16 protein-coding genes are annotated in these 18,670 nt (G+C 64.0%); 7 read left to right on the plus strand and 9 right to left on the minus strand.

Annotation, left to right across the window (positions count from 1 at the left end; genetic code table 11):
* Positions 1 to 20: 20 nt before the first annotated feature.
* Positions 21 to 389, plus strand: a complete 369-nt coding sequence (locus tag H6718_00240; GenBank protein ID MCB9583790.1) for a hypothetical protein — start codon at positions 21 to 23, stop codon at positions 387 to 389.
* Here H6718_00240 and H6718_00245 read toward each other — a convergent pair.
* The 6 genes from H6718_00245 to H6718_00270 all read right to left on the minus strand — a co-directional run bounded on the left by H6718_00245 (position 386) and on the right by H6718_00270 (position 5,752).
* Positions 386 to 535 (minus strand): hypothetical protein, encoded by a 150-nt coding sequence (locus tag H6718_00245; GenBank protein MCB9583791.1) that lies wholly within the window; start codon positions 533 to 535, stop codon positions 386 to 388. The two genes, H6718_00240 and H6718_00245, sit on opposite strands and share 4 nt — an antisense overlap.
* A gap of 70 nt (positions 536 to 605) precedes the next feature.
* Positions 606 to 1,532: a hypothetical protein gene (locus H6718_00250; protein MCB9583792.1), complete on the minus strand. Its 927-nt coding sequence runs from the start codon at positions 1,530 to 1,532 to the stop codon at positions 606 to 608.
* Positions 1,529 to 2,704, minus strand: a complete 1,176-nt coding sequence (locus H6718_00255; protein ID MCB9583793.1) for a GNAT family N-acetyltransferase — start codon at positions 2,702 to 2,704, stop codon at positions 1,529 to 1,531. Before H6718_00255 ends, H6718_00250 begins: the two co-directional genes overlap by 4 nt.
* Positions 2,704 to 3,273 carry a hypothetical protein gene (locus H6718_00260; protein MCB9583794.1) on the minus strand — a complete coding sequence of 190 codons (570 nt, stop codon included), beginning with the start codon at positions 3,271 to 3,273 and terminating at the stop codon, positions 2,704 to 2,706. The genes H6718_00255 and H6718_00260 overlap by 1 nt, the downstream gene beginning before the upstream one ends.
* Positions 3,273 to 4,460 (minus strand): cardiolipin synthase B, encoded by a 1,188-nt coding sequence (locus H6718_00265; protein ID MCB9583795.1) that lies wholly within the window; start codon positions 4,458 to 4,460, stop codon positions 3,273 to 3,275. The genes H6718_00260 and H6718_00265 overlap by 1 nt, the downstream gene beginning before the upstream one ends.
* Before the next feature lie 2 nt (positions 4,461 to 4,462).
* The gene (locus tag H6718_00270; protein ID MCB9583796.1) at positions 4,463 to 5,752 is read right to left on the minus strand and encodes a dicarboxylate/amino acid:cation symporter; all 1,290 of its coding nucleotides are present in this window, start codon (positions 5,750 to 5,752) and stop codon (positions 4,463 to 4,465) included.
* 117 nt (positions 5,753 to 5,869) lie between these two features.
* On the opposite strand from H6718_00270, the gene H6718_00275 reads away from it, so the two are divergent.
* From H6718_00275 to H6718_00285, 3 genes are all read left to right on the plus strand, one after another.
* Positions 5,870 to 6,811: a calcium/sodium antiporter gene (locus H6718_00275; protein ID MCB9583797.1), complete on the plus strand. Its 942-nt coding sequence runs from the start codon at positions 5,870 to 5,872 to the stop codon at positions 6,809 to 6,811.
* Positions 6,812 to 6,875: 64 nt separating this feature from the next.
* Positions 6,876 to 7,919: a M48 family metalloprotease gene (locus H6718_00280; protein ID MCB9583798.1), complete on the plus strand. Its 1,044-nt coding sequence runs from the start codon at positions 6,876 to 6,878 to the stop codon at positions 7,917 to 7,919.
* A 192-nt stretch (positions 7,920 to 8,111) separates the two neighbouring features.
* Complete coding sequence (locus tag H6718_00285; GenBank protein ID MCB9583799.1) at positions 8,112 to 9,122, plus strand: EscU/YscU/HrcU family type III secretion system export apparatus switch protein; 1,011 nt, start codon at positions 8,112 to 8,114, stop codon at positions 9,120 to 9,122.
* Between the two features lie 786 nt (positions 9,123 to 9,908).
* Here H6718_00285 and H6718_00290 read toward each other — a convergent pair.
* Positions 9,909 to 10,931 carry a hypothetical protein gene (locus tag H6718_00290; protein ID MCB9583800.1) on the minus strand — a complete coding sequence of 341 codons (1,023 nt, stop codon included), beginning with the start codon at positions 10,929 to 10,931 and terminating at the stop codon, positions 9,909 to 9,911.
* 397 nt (positions 10,932 to 11,328) lie between these two features.
* A complete protein-coding gene (locus H6718_00295; protein MCB9583801.1) occupies positions 11,329 to 14,184 on the minus strand; it encodes a trypsin-like serine protease in 2,856 nt (951 codons plus the stop codon).
* Positions 14,185 to 14,388: 204 nt separating this feature from the next.
* Between H6718_00295 and H6718_00300 the strand changes: the two genes are divergently transcribed.
* The 3 genes from H6718_00300 to H6718_00310 all read left to right on the plus strand — a co-directional run bounded on the left by H6718_00300 (position 14,389) and on the right by H6718_00310 (position 18,087).
* Positions 14,389 to 15,015 (plus strand): hypothetical protein, encoded by a 627-nt coding sequence (locus H6718_00300; GenBank protein ID MCB9583802.1) that lies wholly within the window; start codon positions 14,389 to 14,391, stop codon positions 15,013 to 15,015.
* A 545-nt stretch (positions 15,016 to 15,560) separates the two neighbouring features.
* On the plus strand, positions 15,561 to 15,884 hold the full coding sequence (locus H6718_00305; protein MCB9583803.1) for a four helix bundle protein: 324 nt from the start codon (positions 15,561 to 15,563) through the stop codon (positions 15,882 to 15,884).
* A gap of 157 nt (positions 15,885 to 16,041) precedes the next feature.
* Positions 16,042 to 18,087: a hypothetical protein gene (locus tag H6718_00310; GenBank protein ID MCB9583804.1), complete on the plus strand. Its 2,046-nt coding sequence runs from the start codon at positions 16,042 to 16,044 to the stop codon at positions 18,085 to 18,087.
* Here the strand turns inward: H6718_00310 and H6718_00315 are convergent, their stop codons facing one another.
* Positions 18,088 to 18,648, minus strand: a complete 561-nt coding sequence (locus H6718_00315) for a Uma2 family endonuclease (GenBank protein ID MCB9583805.1) — start codon at positions 18,646 to 18,648, stop codon at positions 18,088 to 18,090.
* Between the last annotated feature and the right edge of the window lie 22 nt (positions 18,649 to 18,670).

Below are 18,670 nucleotides of genomic sequence, written 5' to 3' on the forward strand. Positions count from 1 at the left end.
ACTTTGCTACGCTCCGAGTCATGACACGATGGCTCGTTGGGTGCGCGCTGTGCGCGGGGATCCTGGTTGGCTGCAGCGACAGCGATTCCGGTGAGGCTGGCGGCGAGGGCGGTGCATCGGGGCAGTGTAGCGGACAAGTGAGCGGGAGCTGCGTCTACACCGTCAACTGCATCGAATACTATGGCGTAGACTACGCGGAGATTGAGTCCAGGTGCACCATCGGCACGCCGTCGACCTCAGCTTGCGCCACCGCCGGCGCTGTGGGGGGTTGCCATCTGCAGAGCTTCGACGGCTCGTGCTCGGTCACGGTGGACTACCAGTCGTTCTCAAACCGCAACGACGCAGCTCAGATCTGCGACGGCTCCGGCGGTGAGTTCGTCGACCCCTAGTCGTCGGGAAGCATCACCAAGTAGAGCCTTAAATCGCCCCCCAGTCCCGAGAACAGCCACGCCGAATCCGTGTGGATATTGAATCCCCCGTGATCGACGTTGCTCGAGTAACCGAGCAACACCTCGACCTTTGCGCGTTGTTTCAATACCCGCAGGTATTCAATTTTGGGGGAGAGGAGCACCCAGGCGGCACCCAAACCGTCGTCAGTGGTGGTGCTAGATGTTTACCGGTCGGAAAATTCGCTGGTGAGCGTCGTGAAGCAAAACGCCCTGACTCGTCAGCAGAAGCAACAGCTGTTCGAGACGCCGCTCGTCGTCACTCGCATAGTTGTGCTCCCGGTGCGTGACCGCCGCGATTCCAAGGCTCTCGAGGTAGAGCGAGAACCTCCACGCATCAATACCGTTTGGAGCCGTGGCCATCGAGCGGTGGGCGTCAATAGTGTCGTCTCCGAGATGAAACGCAACGCCGACTCCATGTCGCCGGTACTCGCACGGGACCCCCTCTATCAGAATCGTCCCTTGCTGCTCGACATCGCGAAATGTCTCGAGGTCCCTGGGCCGTTTCTGCTCCAAGAATGCTCGGACTAGACGTTCCTGAAGGGAACAGTATTCAAGCACCATCCGGTGAGCGGGTCGTCCTCCGACACGCGCAAAACGTTGCCACGCGGCAATAAACTCTTCGGCGTTCGGCGGACACTCATCGTCCAGTTCGAGCCGCCCTGCAGTCACGCCAAGGAGTTCCTTCAAGAGGGTGAAGAACGCCCAAACCTCGCTCGGCCCCCAAGCGGCCCCCATCCGGTAGTCGAACGTCACGCGACCCGTTGCGAAATGCACGCCCAAGTCGGGTAGTACGACTCCGTCGATCACCCGGAGCACGACGTGAAACGCCTCAGCTGCTCCGGCAGCCACCAGCTCTGCCGCGTTGGGTACGTCGTCCAAGGGGCGCAGGCACTGCTGCTCGGCGTCCCAGAACGATGCCTCTTCGGACACGACTTCCGACCTCTTACGTAGCTGCGCATACACCGCAGCCAGCTCCGTATCCGCGAGGTTCATCAGCAAGATGGCCGGAAGCGACCCATCGTCGGTATCGAAGCAGCTGTGGACCGCCTCCCAGAGCGCCTCGGGCGTCGGGTAGCCGGTCACAGCTTCAGCACAGGCTTCTCGCCGCGGATGTGCTCGGCGATCGCTTCGCGTTCGTGCTCCGTGTAGGCGGCGATGGCGCCGCGCACCCCGGAGTGCGCGAGGTAGTGGAAGCTGGGAGTGATGGTGGGGGCGAAGCCGCGCGCCACTTTGTGTTCGCCGCCGGCGCCTGGCTCGAAGCGCTGGAGGCCGGCTTCGATGCAGAACTCGGCGCCGCGGTAGTAGCAGACGTTGAAATGTAAGTGCGGGCGCTCCTCGAAGGCGCCCCAGTAGCGACCGTAGAGCGTGTCTTCAGAGACGATGTTCAGTGCGCCGGCCAGCGCCTTACCCTGGCCATGTCCGGTTCCGCGAGGCACAGCTCGCACCACCTGCAGGCCGCTACCGAGCTTGTCGAAGGCCTGGTGAAAGAAGCCGCGGTTCAGGTACTGGCGGCCCCAGTAGAATTTGTTCACCGTGGTCAGGTAGAGTTCGTAGATCTCGTCGATGTGGGCGCTGTCCAGATCGCTGCCGGAGCACACCTGGAGCTCGAGCCCTTGCTCTTCGACGGCCCGGCGCTCACGGCGGATTTGGTTGCGGCGCTTGGAGTTGAAGTGGGCGAGGAAGTCATCGAAGGTCGCGTAGCCGTGGTTCGACCAGTGGTACTGCAGGCCGTGGCGCTCAATCAGCCCCAGGCGCTCGTCCCGCAAGCTGAGGCTCTGGCTGGCTGAAGGGAACAAGATGTGGACGCCACTGAGCCCCACCTTCTTGCAGATGGCTTGCAGGCCCTGCACGAACGCTGCTGAGAGCTCCTCGGCGTCCGCACCGGGCTTCATCAACAAGCGAGGGCCGCTCGCTGGCGTGAAGGGCACCGCAACGATGAGCTTTGGGTAGTAGTCGATGCGCGCGCGCTCTTCGACGAAGCGCGCCCAGGAGTGATCGAAGACGAACTCGCCCTCGCTGTTGCCCTTCACGTACGCCGGGGCGAGCAGCAGCGTCTCTCCCCGCTCGTTGCCTTTGGAGGGCGCGCGGATCTGGATGTGCATCGGCAGCCAGCCGCGCTCGGGCCTCACGCAGCCGGTCTCCTCCAGCGCGTGCAGCCAGGCGTAGCGCAAAAACGGCGGACCTCCCCCCAATAAACCGTCCCAGATCTCCTCGCCGATCTCCGAGATCCGCTCGTGGGTCGAGAGCTCGAACATCAGTGCACTCCGTCTGCCCGAGGCTCACCTGCATCGCCGCGCGGAAATATCAGCCCGCGCAGCTCAGCTACGGAGCGCTCGAACTGGGCCGCCAGCGCCTCGAACACCAAATCATTCAGGCGGCCGCGGGGTGGCTGCTTCACGCGATCGATCCAGCGCGGGGTGCAAGCAACGCCAAATTCGGCTTCAACCCGGGTCGCGAGCTGCTCGGCGTTGACTCCGGCGCTCAGCTCGGCCTTGAGCCAGAGCGCCGTGCGCATCAACAGGTGGTAGGCGTGAGTCACCCTCGCCCACTCCGGCGCCTCGCTGGCTCCGTCCAGCGCTGCACCTTCCAGGGCAGAAGCCCGCTGCTGGATCCTCTCGGAACTGAGCACGTCAATCTCCCGGAGCGAGCCCGGGAACTCCCGCGCCAGCTCGCGCAGCGGCTCGCGAACGTCCTCAGCGCTGTTCACGCCGACACCAGCGCGCAACTGCCCCAGACGCACGTACTTGTGGTGCAAGCGACTGAGCTCGGGGGCCCCGGGCTTCGGCACTCTTGGCAGGTCGGAGTTGGTCGCGGGGCCCGGCATCACATCAGCTTTCGGAAGCGATACAGGAAGAGTTCTAGCAGGCGCTCGCCCAGCGGGCGAAACGCGAAATCGTGGGGTGTGATTTCACGGCTGCGCTCCAGATCCCACAAGAAGCCCTGCTCCAGCGCCTCACCAAACTCCGGGTCGCGCACGCTGAGGTTCACTTCGAGGTTCGAGAAGACCGACAGGTGGTCGAGGTTGAAGGTGCCGATGGTGCACCAGGAGCCGTCGATCACCGCCGTCTTTGCGTGGAGCACATTGCCGCTCCACTCGAAGATGCGCACCCCGGCGCGCATCAGCTTGCCCCACACCGCCTGGCTCGCGTAGCGCACGATCTTGACGTCGATCTCACCGGGCAAGAGCACCCGCACGTCGACCCCGCGCTGAGCGGCGGCGATCAGGCCTTTCACCACGGGGCGGTCGGGCACGAAGTACGAGTTCGTGATCCAGATCTTGCTTTTTGCCGCGCGGATATTTGCGAGGTAGGCGTTCGCGATCTGCTGGCGGTTCCGGTAGTAGTTCTCGCCCAGCACGCTCACCGACTGATCTTCCGGCCTGCGCTGGTCACCCACCTCTTCAGGCTCGAATAGCGCGAGGCTCTCCCCGCGCTCCATCTGCCAGGTGCTCTCGAAGAGGTGCACGAAGTCTTCCACCGCGGGCCCCTCGACGCGCACCATGTCGTCGCGCCACGGCTCCACGGAGTCGTCGTCGGGCCACCATTGAGCGGCGATATTGATGCCACCGGTGAAGCCGACGCAGCCGTCCACCACGAGGATCTTGCGGTGGTCCCGCCGTGACACCCTTGCCCAGCGGAAGCGCTCGCGCCACGGCAGGATGGGATTGAACTCGACCACTCGGACGCCGCCCCTCGTGAGCTCCTCGAACATCGCATCGTCAGCGTCGATGGATCCGATGGCGTCGTAGATCACCCGCACCTCGACCCCGCGGGCCGCGGCCTTCAGCAAGGCCTCGGTGAAGCGCCGCCCGATGTGGTCCGAGTCGAACCAGTACATCTCGAGCAACACCTGGCGCTTCGCGCCCTCGATGGCGCTCAGCATTTCTGGGAACGCCTGCGGCCCGTTGCGTAGCAACAGCAAGCGATTGCCCGCGACGAAGTGCTCCTGCGGCACGCTGAATCGCCGCATCCAAGCAAAACGTGGACGAGGCGCTGCGACCTCGACGTCCACGCTCAGGCCTCCGCAGGCTCGCTGAGCACCGACTCACCTTCGCTCTTCGCGATGATCACGGCGCCACAGGAATCGCTGAACACGTTGACGGCAGTTCGACACATATCGAGCACTCGGTCCACCGCGAGGATGAGACCGATGGCCTCCACCGGCAAGCCGATGGAAGTCAGAATCAGCGTGATCGCGACCAAGCTCGCTGCGGGGATCCCTGCCACACCGATGGACGTCAGTAGGGCGATCAGCACCACCGTGAACTGCTGGGTGAGCGTGAGGTGAACACCGTACGCCTGAGCGATGAAGATCGCCGCGACGCACTCATACAGCGCGGTGCCATCCATGTTCACCGTGGCGCCCAAAGGCAAGGTGAAGCTGCTCACCCGCGAGGAAACGTTCGCGCGATCCTGAACGCAATCCATGGTGAGGGGCAACGTGGCGGAGGAGGACGCCGTGGAAAACGCCATCAGGAGGGCCGGGGCCATCGCCTTGTACTGCTTGAGCGGGTTGATGCCGCCGACCAAGCGCATGAGCAGCGGCAAGGCCACGAACAGGTGCAGCGCGAGGGCCAAGAGCACACAGAAGAAGAACACCAAGAGCGGCCGAAAGGCGTCGAAGCCCGTCGTCAGCACCACCTTGAACACCAGCGCAAACACACCGATGGGCGCGAAGCCGATCACCCAGTCGGTGATCTTGAGCATGATGTCATACACACCATCCCAGAACGCACGCACCACCCGGCGCTTCTCGTCGTCTATCCGCGTGGTAAAGAAGCCGAAGAGCAGCGAAAAGAAGATTAGCCCCAGCATCTCCCCCTTGGCCGCGTCCTCCACGACGTTCTTCGGCACCAGGCGCAGGAACACCTCCACGACATCCTTGCCGCTGCGTCCCTCGACCGCCTTCTGCACCCCGACCACGTCACCGGACAGGCCGATCTGCTCCTTGGCGGCCACGCCGTTGACGATCCCCGGCTGGATCAGGTCCACCACCACGAGACCGATCAGGATCGCGACGAGCGAAGTCGTGATGTAGTAGGCCGCGGTCTTTAGACCCAAGCGACCCAGGGAGTGCGTCTCCCCCAAGCCGGCGACCGCGGAAATGATCGACGCCATGATCAGCGGCACCACCAGCATGCGCAGCGCCCGCAGGAATAGTTCGCCAACGAAGTCCGCTACAGCCTTCAGGTGCACGCCAAAGATGGCGCTGTCCGGCGTACCGAGCTTGCCAAGGACGATCGCCAAGAGAAGGGCGATCAGGATTTGCCAGTGAAGCTCGAGCTTACGCACGGGCGAGAGCATACCAGGAGGCAAGGGTCACTGGACGCGCGGCGTATACCGTAGTTTCCTCGTTGCTTTCCGCCTCGCCTCACCCCCAAACCCGAAAAGCCAGGCAGCGCCTGGTCCCGCATTGAATCCATGCTCAGCGACATCGCGCGGCTCCTGATCGGAGGCCTGATGCTGTACTTCGGCGCCGAATGGCTGGTCCGAGGTGCGGCTGGGCTCGCCCGCGCGTTCGGGGTGCCGCCGCTGGTGATCGGCCTCACGGTCGTGAGCTACGGCACCAGCGCGCCGGAGCTCGCCGTCAGCGTGGCCGCCGCCTTGGACGGCAAGAGCGACATCGCCGTCGGCAACGTCGTCGGCTCCAACGTCGCCAACATCGGGCTCATCCTGGGCATCACCGCGCTGATCGCCCCACCCAAGGTCGACCCCACATTAATCCGCAGGGAAATTCCCTGGTTGATGCTCGCGACGTTCGCGGTTCCCCTGATCATGCTCGGTGGACAGATTGGGCGGATCGAAGGCGCGCTCTTGACCTTCGGCGCAGTGGCTTTCACCTGGCTCACCTTGAAAGGCGCGCGCCAGGGCGAAGGCGAGCAAGCGGAGCTGGAGGACATCGACGAGTCGCGAGGCCGCTTGGCGCTGCTCGGGTTCTTCGCGGTTGGGCTCGCCGTGCTGGTGAGGGGCGGCGACGTATTCGTGGACGGCGCCGTGGGCGTCGCCACGCGCTACGGCATGAGCGAGCGCGTGATCGGACTGACCATCGTGGCCGTGGGCACTTCCCTGCCGGAGCTCGCAGCCTCATTGGTCGCGGCGCTACGCGGCCACTCGGAGCTCGCGGTGGGCAACGTCGTCGGCTCCAACTTGTTCAACATCTTGCTGATCCTCGGCGTGACCAGCCTGGTGCGGCCCATTCCCACGGGGTTTGCTGGCGTCCCCGTCGATTTGCTCATGTTAGGGGTGGTGACCGTCGCTTGCGCCGTATCCATGCGAAAGGGGCGCACGATTGGGCGTCCTGAGGGCGGTTTTTACGTTTTGATTTACGCGGCATTCATCGGGTTGGTGGCCGTCTTCGGCTGATCCGAGCGCCACCTTCCCCGCGCAGGCGAGCAAGTTTCAAAGCTCGGCGCTACAGTGAGGAGCTATGAGGCGCAGTCTCGGTCTGGTTGGCATCGCGTTGGCACTGCTCGTCGGTTGCGAGCCGGAGAGCAGTGGTCGTGGTGCTCAACAGCCGCAGCCTTACGGCCAACAGCCGTACTACGGGCAGCCCCAATATGGCCAGCCTGGGTACGGGCAGCCCGGTTACGGCCAACCGCAACCAGGGCAACCCGGCTATCAAGCGCAGCCAGCTCCCACCGCGCCGGCACCGGTGCCCAACGCCCCGACGGGGCCGGTGCTCAACGATCCCATCAACCTGGTCGACATCGCTTACATGCGGAACCGAGCCCAGGTGGTGATGACGGATCTGATCGCGGCCCTCGATGCAGGGAAGCAGAGCCGAGTCAAAGGCATACCGCTCGTGGTCGACAGCACCGTGGGTGAAGTAAACGCCTTCGCGGGTTGCATCGACGGTCGCTCGATGATGGCGATCACCGATGGCCTGCTCGACATCGAATCCCACCTCGCCCAGGCCAAGGCCAACGACGAAATCTTCGGCACCCGCAAGGTCGACGAGTACATCGCCTTCCTCGCCAAAAACCAGCGGCCAAAGTCGCCCATCGTGCAACCGCCGGTGGGTTTCTTCAACCCAACGCAGCAAGTCGATGGTCGCCGCGTCGCCCGCGCGCACCAGCTGCTCGACGAGCAAATTGCATTCGTGATGGGCCACGAGCTGGCGCATCACTACCTCGGTCACCTCCCCTGCACCGCTCAAGATGGCCCGCTTAGCCCTGGGGAAATTGGCCGCGTGCTGTCCGGCGCCGTGCCGCTCTTCAACCAGCCGAACGAAATCGCGGCCGACGTCGAGGGCACCAAGAACGTGCTCACCGCAGGCAAGAACCGCACGGACTTCCGCTGGACCGAAGCCGGCGGCTTGCTGACCATGCGCTTCTTCGCCGGCATGGATCAAATGAGCCCCATCGACGTGCTGTTCACCTTCGAGAACTCCCACCCGCCGCCGCAACTTCGCACGCCCATCATCCAGCAAACCGCCAACGCCTGGCGCAGCGGCTGGAGCTTCCCTTTCTAGCCCCGTCTCAGGATCCCGAGCTAGGTTTGGGGGTGAGGCGCGCTGCATTGCACCACGCCTGCTTCCTCGCGGCATCCAAGCGGGACGAGTCGGCCTAAGTCGCGCAACTGCAGCCGTCGCTGGTCGAAAGCCAGCGCATGCAGGTCGCCTCCCCTTGCGGCGTACGAGAAATGAGCACTACGCTCGCCCTGCGTGAGCGAAAAGACCGAGGATCCGACACCAAGACGGCTGAAAAAGGCCCGTCAAGACGGGGACAGCCCCGTCTCGTCGGCGCTCGGTCAGGCAGCGGTGTTCTGTGCGGTGCTCGCGATCGCTCCAAGCGCCCTTGCCCGGCTGCTCTCCGAGAGCTCGCGCACGCTGATCGCGGTGTTGAACGGCGCTTCCCCGGAGCCCGAGGTGGCTGCGTGGCAAGTGCTGACTCTGAGCCTGCCGCTGGTGGCGACTGGTGCGCTCACGGCGTTCGCTGTGGGTACGGTGCAAACCGGCGGGCTCATCGCCCCCAAGCGCCTCTCGCCGGATCTTTCGAAGCTCAATCCCATCAACGGCCTCAAGAACGTCTTCAGCGGTCAGCGGCTCTTCAACCTGACCCGGGCGCTCGTCACGGCGCTAGTGCTCGCGTGGCTCACGGTACGCGAGCTGCGCGCTCAGCTGCCGAGCCTCGCCTCCACCATCGGCGAAGCGCCGCGGGCGGCAGCCGTCGCGGGCGACCTCTCACGGCACTTGGCTTGGATCGCTGCTGCGGTGGGACTCGCGCTGGCCGGCGTGGACATCCTGATCACGCGCCGCGCGTGGATGAAGCGCCTGCGCATGACCAAGGACGAGGTCAAGCGCGAGCACAAGGAGTCCGAGGGTGACCCCGAGATCAAGGCTGCCCGGCGCCGCGCCCACGAAGAGGCCCTACGTGGCGACGCACTCAATGCCGTACGGAAAGCAACGGTGGTCGTCGTGAACCCGACCCACGTCGCCGTCGCGCTGCGCTACGAAGACGCCGAGCACGACGCCCCGGAGGTGGTCGCCAGCGGCCGCGGCGAAATGGCCAAGCTGATGATCGACGCCGCTCGGGCCTACGGAGTACCCGTGGTCAGAGACATTCCCGTGGCGCGAGCGCTGGTCGAGCTAGAAGTCGGCGAGCAGATCCCCGAGGAACTGTTTGAGGCGGTGGCGGAGATCTTGAAAGAGGTTTACGCCGAACAGGGTGAGTGAGCGGGGGCGAGAGCGGGGGCGAGAGCGAGAGCGGGGGCGAGAGCGAGAGCGAGAGCGAGGGCGAGAGCGAGAGCGAGAGCGAGGGCGAGAGCGAGAGCCAGCGCGGGGGCTTTGCCTGAAAACCTCGTGCGAGCCCGGGGTTCTCGATCAGCGTGGGGAATTCACGATCAGCTGGAGCCCGTGGGCATGATGTACTTGTTGCGCCAGTAGATCATGCCCCTCTTGCGCCTTGAGCCCCTACTACGACGCCTCCGAGATGCCATCCGCGCTGTGCTCGAGTTCGACTATGATCCCGACATGCCGAAAGTCGAAGGCGCATTCGATCAAGGAGTTCTGGGGAACGAATTCCAGAAGGAATTCGACAAGTGGAAGGCCGAGTCGAAACCGAGCAGAAAGGCCGGCTTGAGATCGTCCACGAAGAGGTTGTTCAGAACGACGCCAAGATCATCATCTTCTGGAGGGTGGTGCCTCGGCCAGCGACCGCACGTGGCCGGTGAGCTTGGCGGGGGCTTGCAACACGAAAGCCACCAGGCGATTCCCCGTGCTCAACAACACGCCTCAATGGGTTTCCCTTGTGGAAACTGGGAAGCAGAACCTGAGGATCCACACTCTGGTTCGCTTGGCCCGAGCGCTCAAGGTGCCGATGCCCAGCTTGCTCGATCCACCAGAGGTGCCACCGCCAGCCAAGACCCGAGGAAGGCCACGGAAGGATCAATAGCGGCGCTTTGAAGCGTAACCAGCAACGTACAGCCTCATGTCCAGAGAGGCGTCTCACAAGTAGTTTCGTCAGTTCGCCGGGATGATCGTCGCAACATCGTCGAGCTTGGCGAGGGGGTACCGACGCAGCTCCTCAACTTCGAGGTTGGTGTGGTTGATAGCTGCATACAGGTACTCGCCGTCGATACCCCAAACGTCGGAGTGGAACGAGTCACCCGCTTCCTTGTTCAGTTGCCACGTCTTCCAGTCCGAGAGGCGCACCACGAACAGTTCAACATTCCCCTGCAGAATCGTTGCAAAGCCGATGAAATCGCCCCAACCATGAGCGTAGTTGAAGAACCCCTGCACCGTGATGGTGGGCCCAAACTCCACGCTCCCTAGCGAGCCGTCGCCGTTCCGCTTGGCCCTCCAGACCTTTGCGTTCGTTGGGTAGTTCCGACATCTCCCGGCAGCGGTCTGCTCGCCCGCACCAAAAACCCACTCAGGCGTGATCCCGACGGAGCAGGGGTATTCGGGGGCCCCGCTCAGGGCTCTCGTTGGGGTCAGACCGCCCTTGGTCGACCAGACTTCACCGTTTTCGCTCCACACGGCGGTGTCACCCAAACTTGCAGGAAACCTCGTGGCGGTGTTGGAACGGATCGCCTCGGATAAGCCAGTGGTTGGGATGAGCCGGAGCACACCACCGGTCGCTGCTACGTACTCCTCCCACGGGGTCTCCAAGTCAAACCCCTGGGCACCGTTGAATTCGTCGTTGTGCGGGACGAAGGACCATGTCCCGGCCTTGGGGTTCAGCCGCGCGTAGAAGGGCTCGATCAGGCCTCCATAGTGGACGTCCAAGCCCGACTCTCGGTAGTTGCCCTGGCCGCATACCACCGTGGTGGGGTGCGTGTACCGGTTGGCGAGCACGCCAACGGTGGTGAGGTCGCCAACTCGGACTATCCGAGCGAAGCCGATTACCTCGTCCCCCTGGTGGGTTCCCCCGAACTTCAGGTGGAGGAACAGGCCATCAACGCCCCCGATTTGATGCCTTGCGAGCGTCCACCCCCACGGCGTTCCTTGATACATCCAATTGGACTCCGGCGGCTTCACCACGAAGGCGTCGTAGGCTCCTCTTGGTTCCCATGAGGCTGCCGGCCAAGGGACCTTTGAAGGGTCCCCAACGAATATGTCGCAATTGGCAAGGTCTCGCTGTGGGATGGAAGCCTTTGTCCACAAAGGTGGAACGAGGTTTCCGTACGGATCATCCGGCGTTCCACCAGTGCCACCGCTGCCGGCCCCGGCGTTCCCCCCTGACGAGCTGCCTCCAGGTGACTGACTACCCCCCGCCGACGAGGCTCCTCCAGAAGGGGCCCCGCTTGAGCCTGCGTGGCCAGCGTCTGAGCCCGCGCTACCTCCAGCAGAAGTGCTGGAGCTAGCCTCCTCGTCCCCCTGGCAAGCCAGTGGCGCCGCAAGAGCAGCGGCCAAGAGGCCCGAAACGAGGAGCCAAGTTCTAGAGGCCACTACAGGGAAGTCCGGGCTTGAAGTCCGTGTCGATCACGCTCTTCACCTGAACGTTCCCCTTGCGGTTGGCAAGGGCAAACAGCAACCCGTTGTCCACTGCCACCGGTCGGTCCAGCATCGATCCCTTGAGATTCACTCTGCCCGCTGGCCAGTACTGCCCATGGTGAGATCGGAACTGCCACAAGGTAGTCTTGTAGCCCTTGCTCGCCGCCAAAACGAGGCCTCCGTCCTCGAGCACGGCGACAGCGTGATCGTCGAAGATCCCAAGGTATGGCCAGAAGAGCACCAGCTTCGACGCTCCTGTCCGGACATCAATGGTGTGTACCTGCGCTCGGGCGTGGCCCAGGAGCCGGTCGTCGTCATCCAGAGAAAGGACGACGAGCTGTTGGGCGCTGGCGTCGAACGTGGAACTGAGGACCCTGCTAGGGGCGAAGAACGTCGTGTCCAGTTTCAGCCACGACCCTCGGGCAAGGTCGTAGCGCCAGATATCGCCAGCGGCGATCGGGTCGACGCCCACTTCCCCACCCACCACGAACAGTTGCCCAAGCGTGGCGGAGAGAACGTACTCCGGCCCCATCCTGCGGCCCGGCGACGCCTGCTGTGAAGCAAGCGCAGCGAACCCCAGACCGGGTCCGTCGCCTCCCAGACTGCCAAACGAACCGAGTCCGACCTCTCCGCCTCCACGTTGGAGGGTCAAGCCCTGGATGTTGTCGCCCAGGTCCCTGGGTACACGAACCGCTTCAAGCCCAGGCAATGCTGCCTTCAAGACCGCAGTTTGCCTCGGAGTCTCTGCTGCGCTGATCCAGCGTTGACCGGGTGTTGAGAGGGCTTGGACGACTGCCGGGTTTGACTCGAGCGTCGCCAGATAGGGGCCCTCTTCCGTGAGGATCGATGGAGCTCCATCCTGCTCGACCACCAACACGCCAGGTTGGGCTAGCCACTCCGGCGGGCGGATTAGTTCGAGGTCCGGGCGGTACCACGTACAGCCCGAAGGAGCGCAGGGGTCAAGCCACTCGGGCGCGTCGTGGGCCGGTGATTCCCTGAGGAATGGCGCTCTCACGACCTTGTGGGTGTCTCGAATCGCATAGAACCCGTCTCGATTCGAAGTGGACGTACTCACGACCGAGGACATCATGAACGCCCCGTATGCCCTGCATGTACCGCCGGGGCAGTCGATCCCATCAATGCGTCCGGCGTCCACGTCAGCCCTCCAATTCCAGTACATCTCTTTCGAGCGAAGCGCACCGACGGGTTCAAAGGAGAAGGAAGAGGTGAAGCTCAGCGGACTGGGTGGGAACGGCGTGACCTGCGTGATGTCACCACCCGCTCCCAGCGTGACTGGATGCCAAATGCTGTTCTGAGGATACTTCCAGGCGCTGCATTGTTGCTGGTTGTCCAGGCACTCCTCTTCGTTGAGGTCCCGGCCATCAACGGGGTCATGACAAGAACAGAAACCCATCTGTGCCCGACCCGATACCGCTGGCACACCACCGCCCAGAATCGGTTCGGCGCCGAGGATGACCGTCGGGGCTCCGAAATTGTCACGGTGCGTTTGGGTCACTCGCACCTGCGGGACCTGGTCGCAAACGTCCACAATGGGTGCGGCTAGCTCTCTTTGCTCCGACCACGAGTTGGAGTTCTTGGTGTCGTAGGAGGCGATGTCTGGACACGTATCGCAGCTATCCCCCGTGCCGTCTCCATCTCGGTCCGGGAGTTGTGAGCAGTGGGGTGAACTCCCGGTTGTGATGCAGCGGCCCGTACACACGGCATTGGTCCCACAGTGCGGAAACTCCTGGTAGAGGCCGGGGCAGTTGTCGCAGGCCTCGCCGACGCCGTCTCCGTCCTCGTCGTAGGTCAGCGTGGCCTTGTCGTAGGTCAGCGTGGCCTTGTCGGGACAGAGGTCACATTGGTCTCCTTCACCGTCCTGGTCGCCGTCCGCTTGGTCGGGGTTTACGCAGTCGAATCCGGGCACCGTCGTAGCGCACTTGGAAGCGGGACAGTTGTCACACACTTCACCGATTCCATCGTCATCGTCATCGGCTTGATCAGGGTTCGCGCACGCCTCCGGATCAAGACCAAGCTTCTTGCACCTGGTGGGCGGGCAATTGTCGAGACCGTCCAAGACGCCATCATGGTCAAGGTCGCCACCGAGCTGCCCGACGATCCAAGGGTAGTTCAGCTCGACGCTCGAGTAGATGATCTGCTCGTCCCAACACTCGCCGCCAGACAGGACCCCCATGACTCGGTAACCATAATCGAACCGGGTTATCAGCGGGCCTCCGGAGTCTCCGTGGAGCACGTGTGGGTTCGTATGGTAGCTAAATTCTGCACGGAAAGGATGGCAGTGCTGTTCCCAGAATCCATCTCGAGGATCAGCTTGCCAATGGACAGTCGCGTCGAGTGGTGCCCATCCTCGACTTCGGGCAGGTGGGATGAACCCGTCGTCAGGCACGTCACAGCCAAAATCGTCGTTCAGCCCTCTGCCGAATCCCGCAAGGTAGTTCTGCTTTGCATGCCAGATCTCCTTGCTGATGGATCCCTCGAAGATCTGTGCCGGCTCAGCCACTGAGCTTGGCACCGGCGCACTCAGCCACAACAACGCAAGGTCCCTGGCCTTCGAGGAGTGGTTCGACCGTTCGAAGCACGGCGAATCGGTCAGGTGGTTGCCAGCTCTGGCACCTTGGGAGACCGGGTAGGCTGTGTTGCTCTGGGGCAGGTAGAATGAGACGGGGATGCCATCATCCAGACAGTGTCCAGCGGTGAGCACGACCGAAGGGCCAATCAGCGTGCCCGAGCATCCGCCTTGCCTAGGCGTCGTGACATCAACCTGTCCGACAGCCGACACCCACCCGGTTGTCGCCGTGTCGTCCCACGTTCAAGTTCCCCGCTAGCGGCTGCGCCGTCCTCGGCAGGGGCGGGTCTTGGGGCTGCTCTGAGCTGCAGCCGAAAAAGGCGATTGCCACTGCGAGTGTGGAAGGCGACTTTCGGAGCGTGCTAGACATACGACGGTGTATATCACACGGGCCCTTTGCGACCTAGAGGGATCTGAATGACCGGGACCGCACGGAAGCGTTGGGCACACTTGGTAGCGTTGGTAGTTATCCTGACCACTGAGCGCGCTGGCGCGGATACGGAATTCGCCGGATGGCGAGGCGAGCTGGAGGGGCACGGTAGCTGGATTCCAGGCGGGGGCCGTCGAGGCGCCGTGGGGGCGGGCGCTGGGGCGGCGTACGGTCCGTTCTCCGCTGGTTTCGAGGTCTGGCACTATCAGCTGACCCTTCAAGACGCACTTACGACGGAGCGGAGTGACTTGGGGCTCACGGTCTTCGTACCTCTTCGGGTGGGCGTTGAGCTTGAGCTTGGAATCCCCCAGCTGGTCGGCGGGGGTGACCTGGCCTTGGGGTTCATTACCGATGGCGCAAGCTACCGAGTCGGGCACTGCGCCTACCAACACTACGGGGGCGGAGTATTCATGGCTCGGGCTTTCCTCGGATGGGTGGCGAACCCACTAGCGCTCGCCGTTCATGTCGGTGCTACGAAGGGCCTTCAAAAGGCGAGCGGCGACTTCTGCCTGGTCGACTACGGTCCAGGTCCTGACCCCTATCGCAAAGACCTGCCGGATGAGATCCCGTTTAGCGTCCAGCTTGGGCTCACCGTCACGCTCTCGTACCCCTAGTCGACGGGTAGCGCGGGTGGGAGTGCGAGGGCGTGTGGCGGCCGCTGTGCCACGATATCGTTGACACTTTCAGTCGGCGCTAGCGGCTGGGCTCGCTCGCTGCGCTCGCATTGCTTCAAGTGACGGCTCGCTCGCTGCGCTCGCATTGCCGCTCTGCTCGAAGTGATGGCGCGCTCGCTGCGCTCGCATTGCTGCGCTGCTCGGAGCGACGGCGCGCTCGCTGCGCTCGCATTGCTTGCTTCGAGGATCGCACCCTCACCCTCCTCGCATTGCTCTCCCTCTCGCGCGCCCGCACCCGCGCTAGCACTACCCCTCCCCCTCGCACTTGCACCCCGCACCCGCACTTCCTCTCGCGCTCGCTCCCCATTTTTCCACCGTGCTCGGTGCGGTCGAGGCCGAGGCCGTGCTCGCCAGGCTCGGACTTCGTCCTGCGCGTGGCTGCGCGCGGTGCGGGCTCTGCCCGCAGCCTCGACCGCGCCTGCGCGCGGTGGAGCGGCGGGGACGCGCCAGCGCGCGGTGCGTTGGCGCGTTTCCCGGAGGTATTCATGCTACGTATCTATCCCGTGTTGCTCGAGTTGATTCACTCACTCGGCCCACTCATTGGTCAGCTCGAGCGGCGCGACCCCGATCTGGCTCGCCAGTGCAGGCGGGCCCTCTCAAGCGCGCCCCTCAACGTGGCCGAAGGTAGCTACAGTCAAGGGCGCAATCGCGTGGCGCGCTACCACACGGCGCTAGGCTCCCTGCGTGAGGCCCAAGCGTGCTTCGAGACCGCTACAGCGTTCGGCTATATGCCGCCGCTCAGCGCCGAGCTTCGTGCCAGCTTCGACCACGTGCTGGGCACTCTGGTGCGCCTCGTCGGCCGGCGCTAGTCGTACCATGCGGAAACGCGGCGTTGCCTTCACTCGTTGCGGAGGCAACGCCGCGTTTGAGCGGGCTGGGACGCCAATCCGAAAGGCTCTCGGTTCCGGGCAAACGGGGCGCAGCCCGGGCGGAAGAGACGCGCGCGCGTGTTAGGCTGCCTGGCCGATGCCGTTCCGATTCTTCAACGCGTTTCCGCCAGACTGGTCCGAGGGCGCCAACGACGGGCACCGCTATGAGCTGCGGTTCGAACAGCCGCCGACCAGCGCACAGGTGGCTGCGATCGCAAACTGCTTCGAGCGCACCCTGGCGAGCGGCCCGGCGAACCCCGCCGAGAAGGAGTGGCTCTGGAGTGGGCCGTTCGCGCTCTTCTGGATAGGCGAGCGCTGGTTGAAGTCCCGTCCCGCGTTCTCCCAAGTGTGGGAGCTCGCGAAGGCGATCGATCGCATCGCGCCGCTATGGCACGCCGCGCACCTCGGCGCCCGCGAGACCAACTACTGGCCCCCCGGGCCCGTGCCGCCACCGGGCCTCGATGGGCGCAAGGTCGAGCCCAGCTGGCCGGAGTTTGCGCCGAATCCAGACTTCGAAGCGGCCCGCAAGGCCACACGCGCGGCGGTGGCGCACGAGCGAGCACTCAAAGGCGCGCAGAACTCCGGCTTGGAGCTGCTCCCACTCGAGCAGAGCCAAGACAGCAACCAAGAGCAAGAGCGAGACTGGGGCGCACTGAACGTCCCTTCGCCCCAAAGCGAACAGACGAAGCAAGGCAAGCACACCTCGCTGTGGCTCTTCGACGGCGACCACCCGCTCTTGGACAGCCCGCGGCCCTGCGCACGCATCTTCAAAGACAACAAACCGCAAGGCATCGCGTTTCTCGACGACGACGGCTCACGCCGTGAGGTGACGGGGCTGCCGGAGAACCCCTACTACCTCGTCGTGGAAGTCCACGGCAGTGGTAGTCACGCCCTCGCGCTGATCGGTCGAGACATTTACCATGTGGATTTCAAATCGGGTGCCGCGCGCCTCGCTTGGGTGTCGGACGCTGGCGCGGTCTCAGTCGCGGCGTTGGGCGACCTCTGGGCAGTACGCAACGCAGCCGGCATCTACGTGTTCGACTTCACTCACGACAAGCCCGAGCCGCTCGCGCAGCTGCGAAAGAAGGGCGGTTGGTCCGGCATGGCGTCGAGTCTGGCCACCGTGGTCCCCGGCGCGGTACTCGCCGCAGGTCATTTCCGCAAGGACATGACCTTCATTGGCTACCACGAAGGCAAGCTGAAGGCGCTCGCGACCCTGAAGGGTGAGTATTCAGGGCGAAGTGCGGTGGAGGATGGGATGATCGTCATCGATACCGCGATGACTCGCGAGCGCTTTGCTGTGCGTGGCGTGGAGGAATCGTTCCTGAACTGGGTGAAGCTCAAGCCGGCGAAAGCCAAGCCGAAAGAGGGCGCCGAGAAGGCGCCTTCGAAGCAGAAAGCAGGCTCCAAGAAGCTAAAGATAGCGCTCGCGCCGCTGGAGCTGACGGACGTCCCAGAAGCTGAACGCTCGCCCTACAAACTCAGCGACGCCGAGCTGACCTACTTGGCGCCCCGGCTCCGCGACGGCACCTGGCGGCCGCCTCACGCCTTCAGCCGGGACGGACTGCTCGCCGTCGTCGTGGGCACGCCCGGACCAAACACGGTTGTCTGGCGTCCAGCGGAGGGCGAATGGCGCGAACTCGCGATGCCAAAGCACGTCATCCGTCCTACTCTTGCCCTCGATCCGAGTGGGCAGCTCGCCGTCATCGATGACACTCGGACCTTTCAGTGGTTCGACTTGGCGGCGGAGACCTGCGCAGAAGTCGACGTGGGCTCCGATCGTTCGAAGCGAGTGGACGTCAACTCGTCGAGCGTCCGCGCGGCGGGCCCTGACGATGTGATCCACTGGCTTGACTCGACTGTGCGCTGGTTCACGCGCCGTAAGTCAAAGTTCATCCACGTCGGCGAAGTGAAGGTGCCCGGCTTCGTGGGCGTGGTCGCTGAGCCAAACCTGCGCCTTCTGTTCGCCTTCACGAAGGCCAAGAACCGGCTGGTCGTCTATCGACAGCGCGAAGACAAGCTGGTCAAGCTCGGCACATTCACCGAACGCCTCGACGAGGTTCGCTTCAGCGAAGGGCGCGTCTTTCTCATCGCCTCCTACGATAGGAAGGCCTACGAGCTACTGAACGCCGCCGACGCCTAGTCACTTTCGAGGCAGCCAGAGGTCGTTCAGCTCGAGCTCGATGGCGTCGAACGGCTCCGCACGGATACGCTCAGCCTCCTTGTGTGTCGCGTAGAGCTCCCAGCGACTACCCGAGAGCTTGAGGATCTCGAGCGTGCGCTGGATTGGGTTGACCAACCAAACCCAGCTAACACCTGCACGTGAGTACACGGCAAGCTTGTCGGTGCGGTCGAAGGCCTCGGTTGAGGGGGAGAGCACCTCGCACAACCAGTCCGGCTCCAGCGTGAAGTACGGAACGTTTGGGGGAACTGGCATGCGCTCGCGGCGCCAGCCAGCGATGTCGGGCACCACCACGTCCTCGTCGAAGTGGAACTCGGCTCCGTGGAGAAGCCACCAACCTCCGGGACCGCCGCGCGCGCGCTGGAAAGCCGAGCCAAGATCCATCCTCAGCACGCCCGCGGCGTGGGCCTGAGCTGCAGCCGGGCGCGCCGACGTCACCAACGTGCCACCGACCAGCTCCGCAACAGAATGTGACGGAGCAGCCAGCACGTCTGCGTACGTCGCGAGCGGGAGCGCGGTCATCGCGCCCAGTGTAGCAGGTCAA

The organism is Polyangiaceae bacterium, from assembly GCA_020633205.1.
In the GTDB taxonomy this organism is placed as follows: domain Bacteria; phylum Myxococcota_A; class Polyangia; order Polyangiales; family Polyangiaceae; genus JAHBVY01.

Coding starts and splice junctions, on each gene's coding strand:
- H6718_00240 (MCB9583790.1), top strand. CDS start 21: ATGACACGATGGCTCGTTGGGTGCGCGCTGTGCGCGGGGATCCTGGTT.
- H6718_00255 (MCB9583793.1), bottom strand. CDS start 2,704: ATGTTCGAGCTCTCGACCCACGAGCGGATCTCGGAGATCGGCGAGGAG.
- H6718_00260 (MCB9583794.1), bottom strand. CDS start 3,273: ATGCCGGGCCCCGCGACCAACTCCGACCTGCCAAGAGTGCCGAAGCCC.
- H6718_00270 (MCB9583796.1), bottom strand. CDS start 5,752: ATGCTCTCGCCCGTGCGTAAGCTCGAGCTTCACTGGCAAATCCTGATC.
- H6718_00275 (MCB9583797.1), top strand. CDS start 5,870: ATGCTCAGCGACATCGCGCGGCTCCTGATCGGAGGCCTGATGCTGTAC.
- H6718_00280 (MCB9583798.1), top strand. CDS start 6,876: ATGAGGCGCAGTCTCGGTCTGGTTGGCATCGCGTTGGCACTGCTCGTC.
- H6718_00300 (MCB9583802.1), top strand. CDS start 14,389: ATGACCGGGACCGCACGGAAGCGTTGGGCACACTTGGTAGCGTTGGTA.
- H6718_00305 (MCB9583803.1), top strand. CDS start 15,561: ATGCTACGTATCTATCCCGTGTTGCTCGAGTTGATTCACTCACTCGGC.
- H6718_00310 (MCB9583804.1), top strand. CDS start 16,042: ATGCCGTTCCGATTCTTCAACGCGTTTCCGCCAGACTGGTCCGAGGGC.
- H6718_00315 (MCB9583805.1), bottom strand. CDS start 18,648: ATGACCGCGCTCCCGCTCGCGACGTACGCAGACGTGCTGGCTGCTCCG.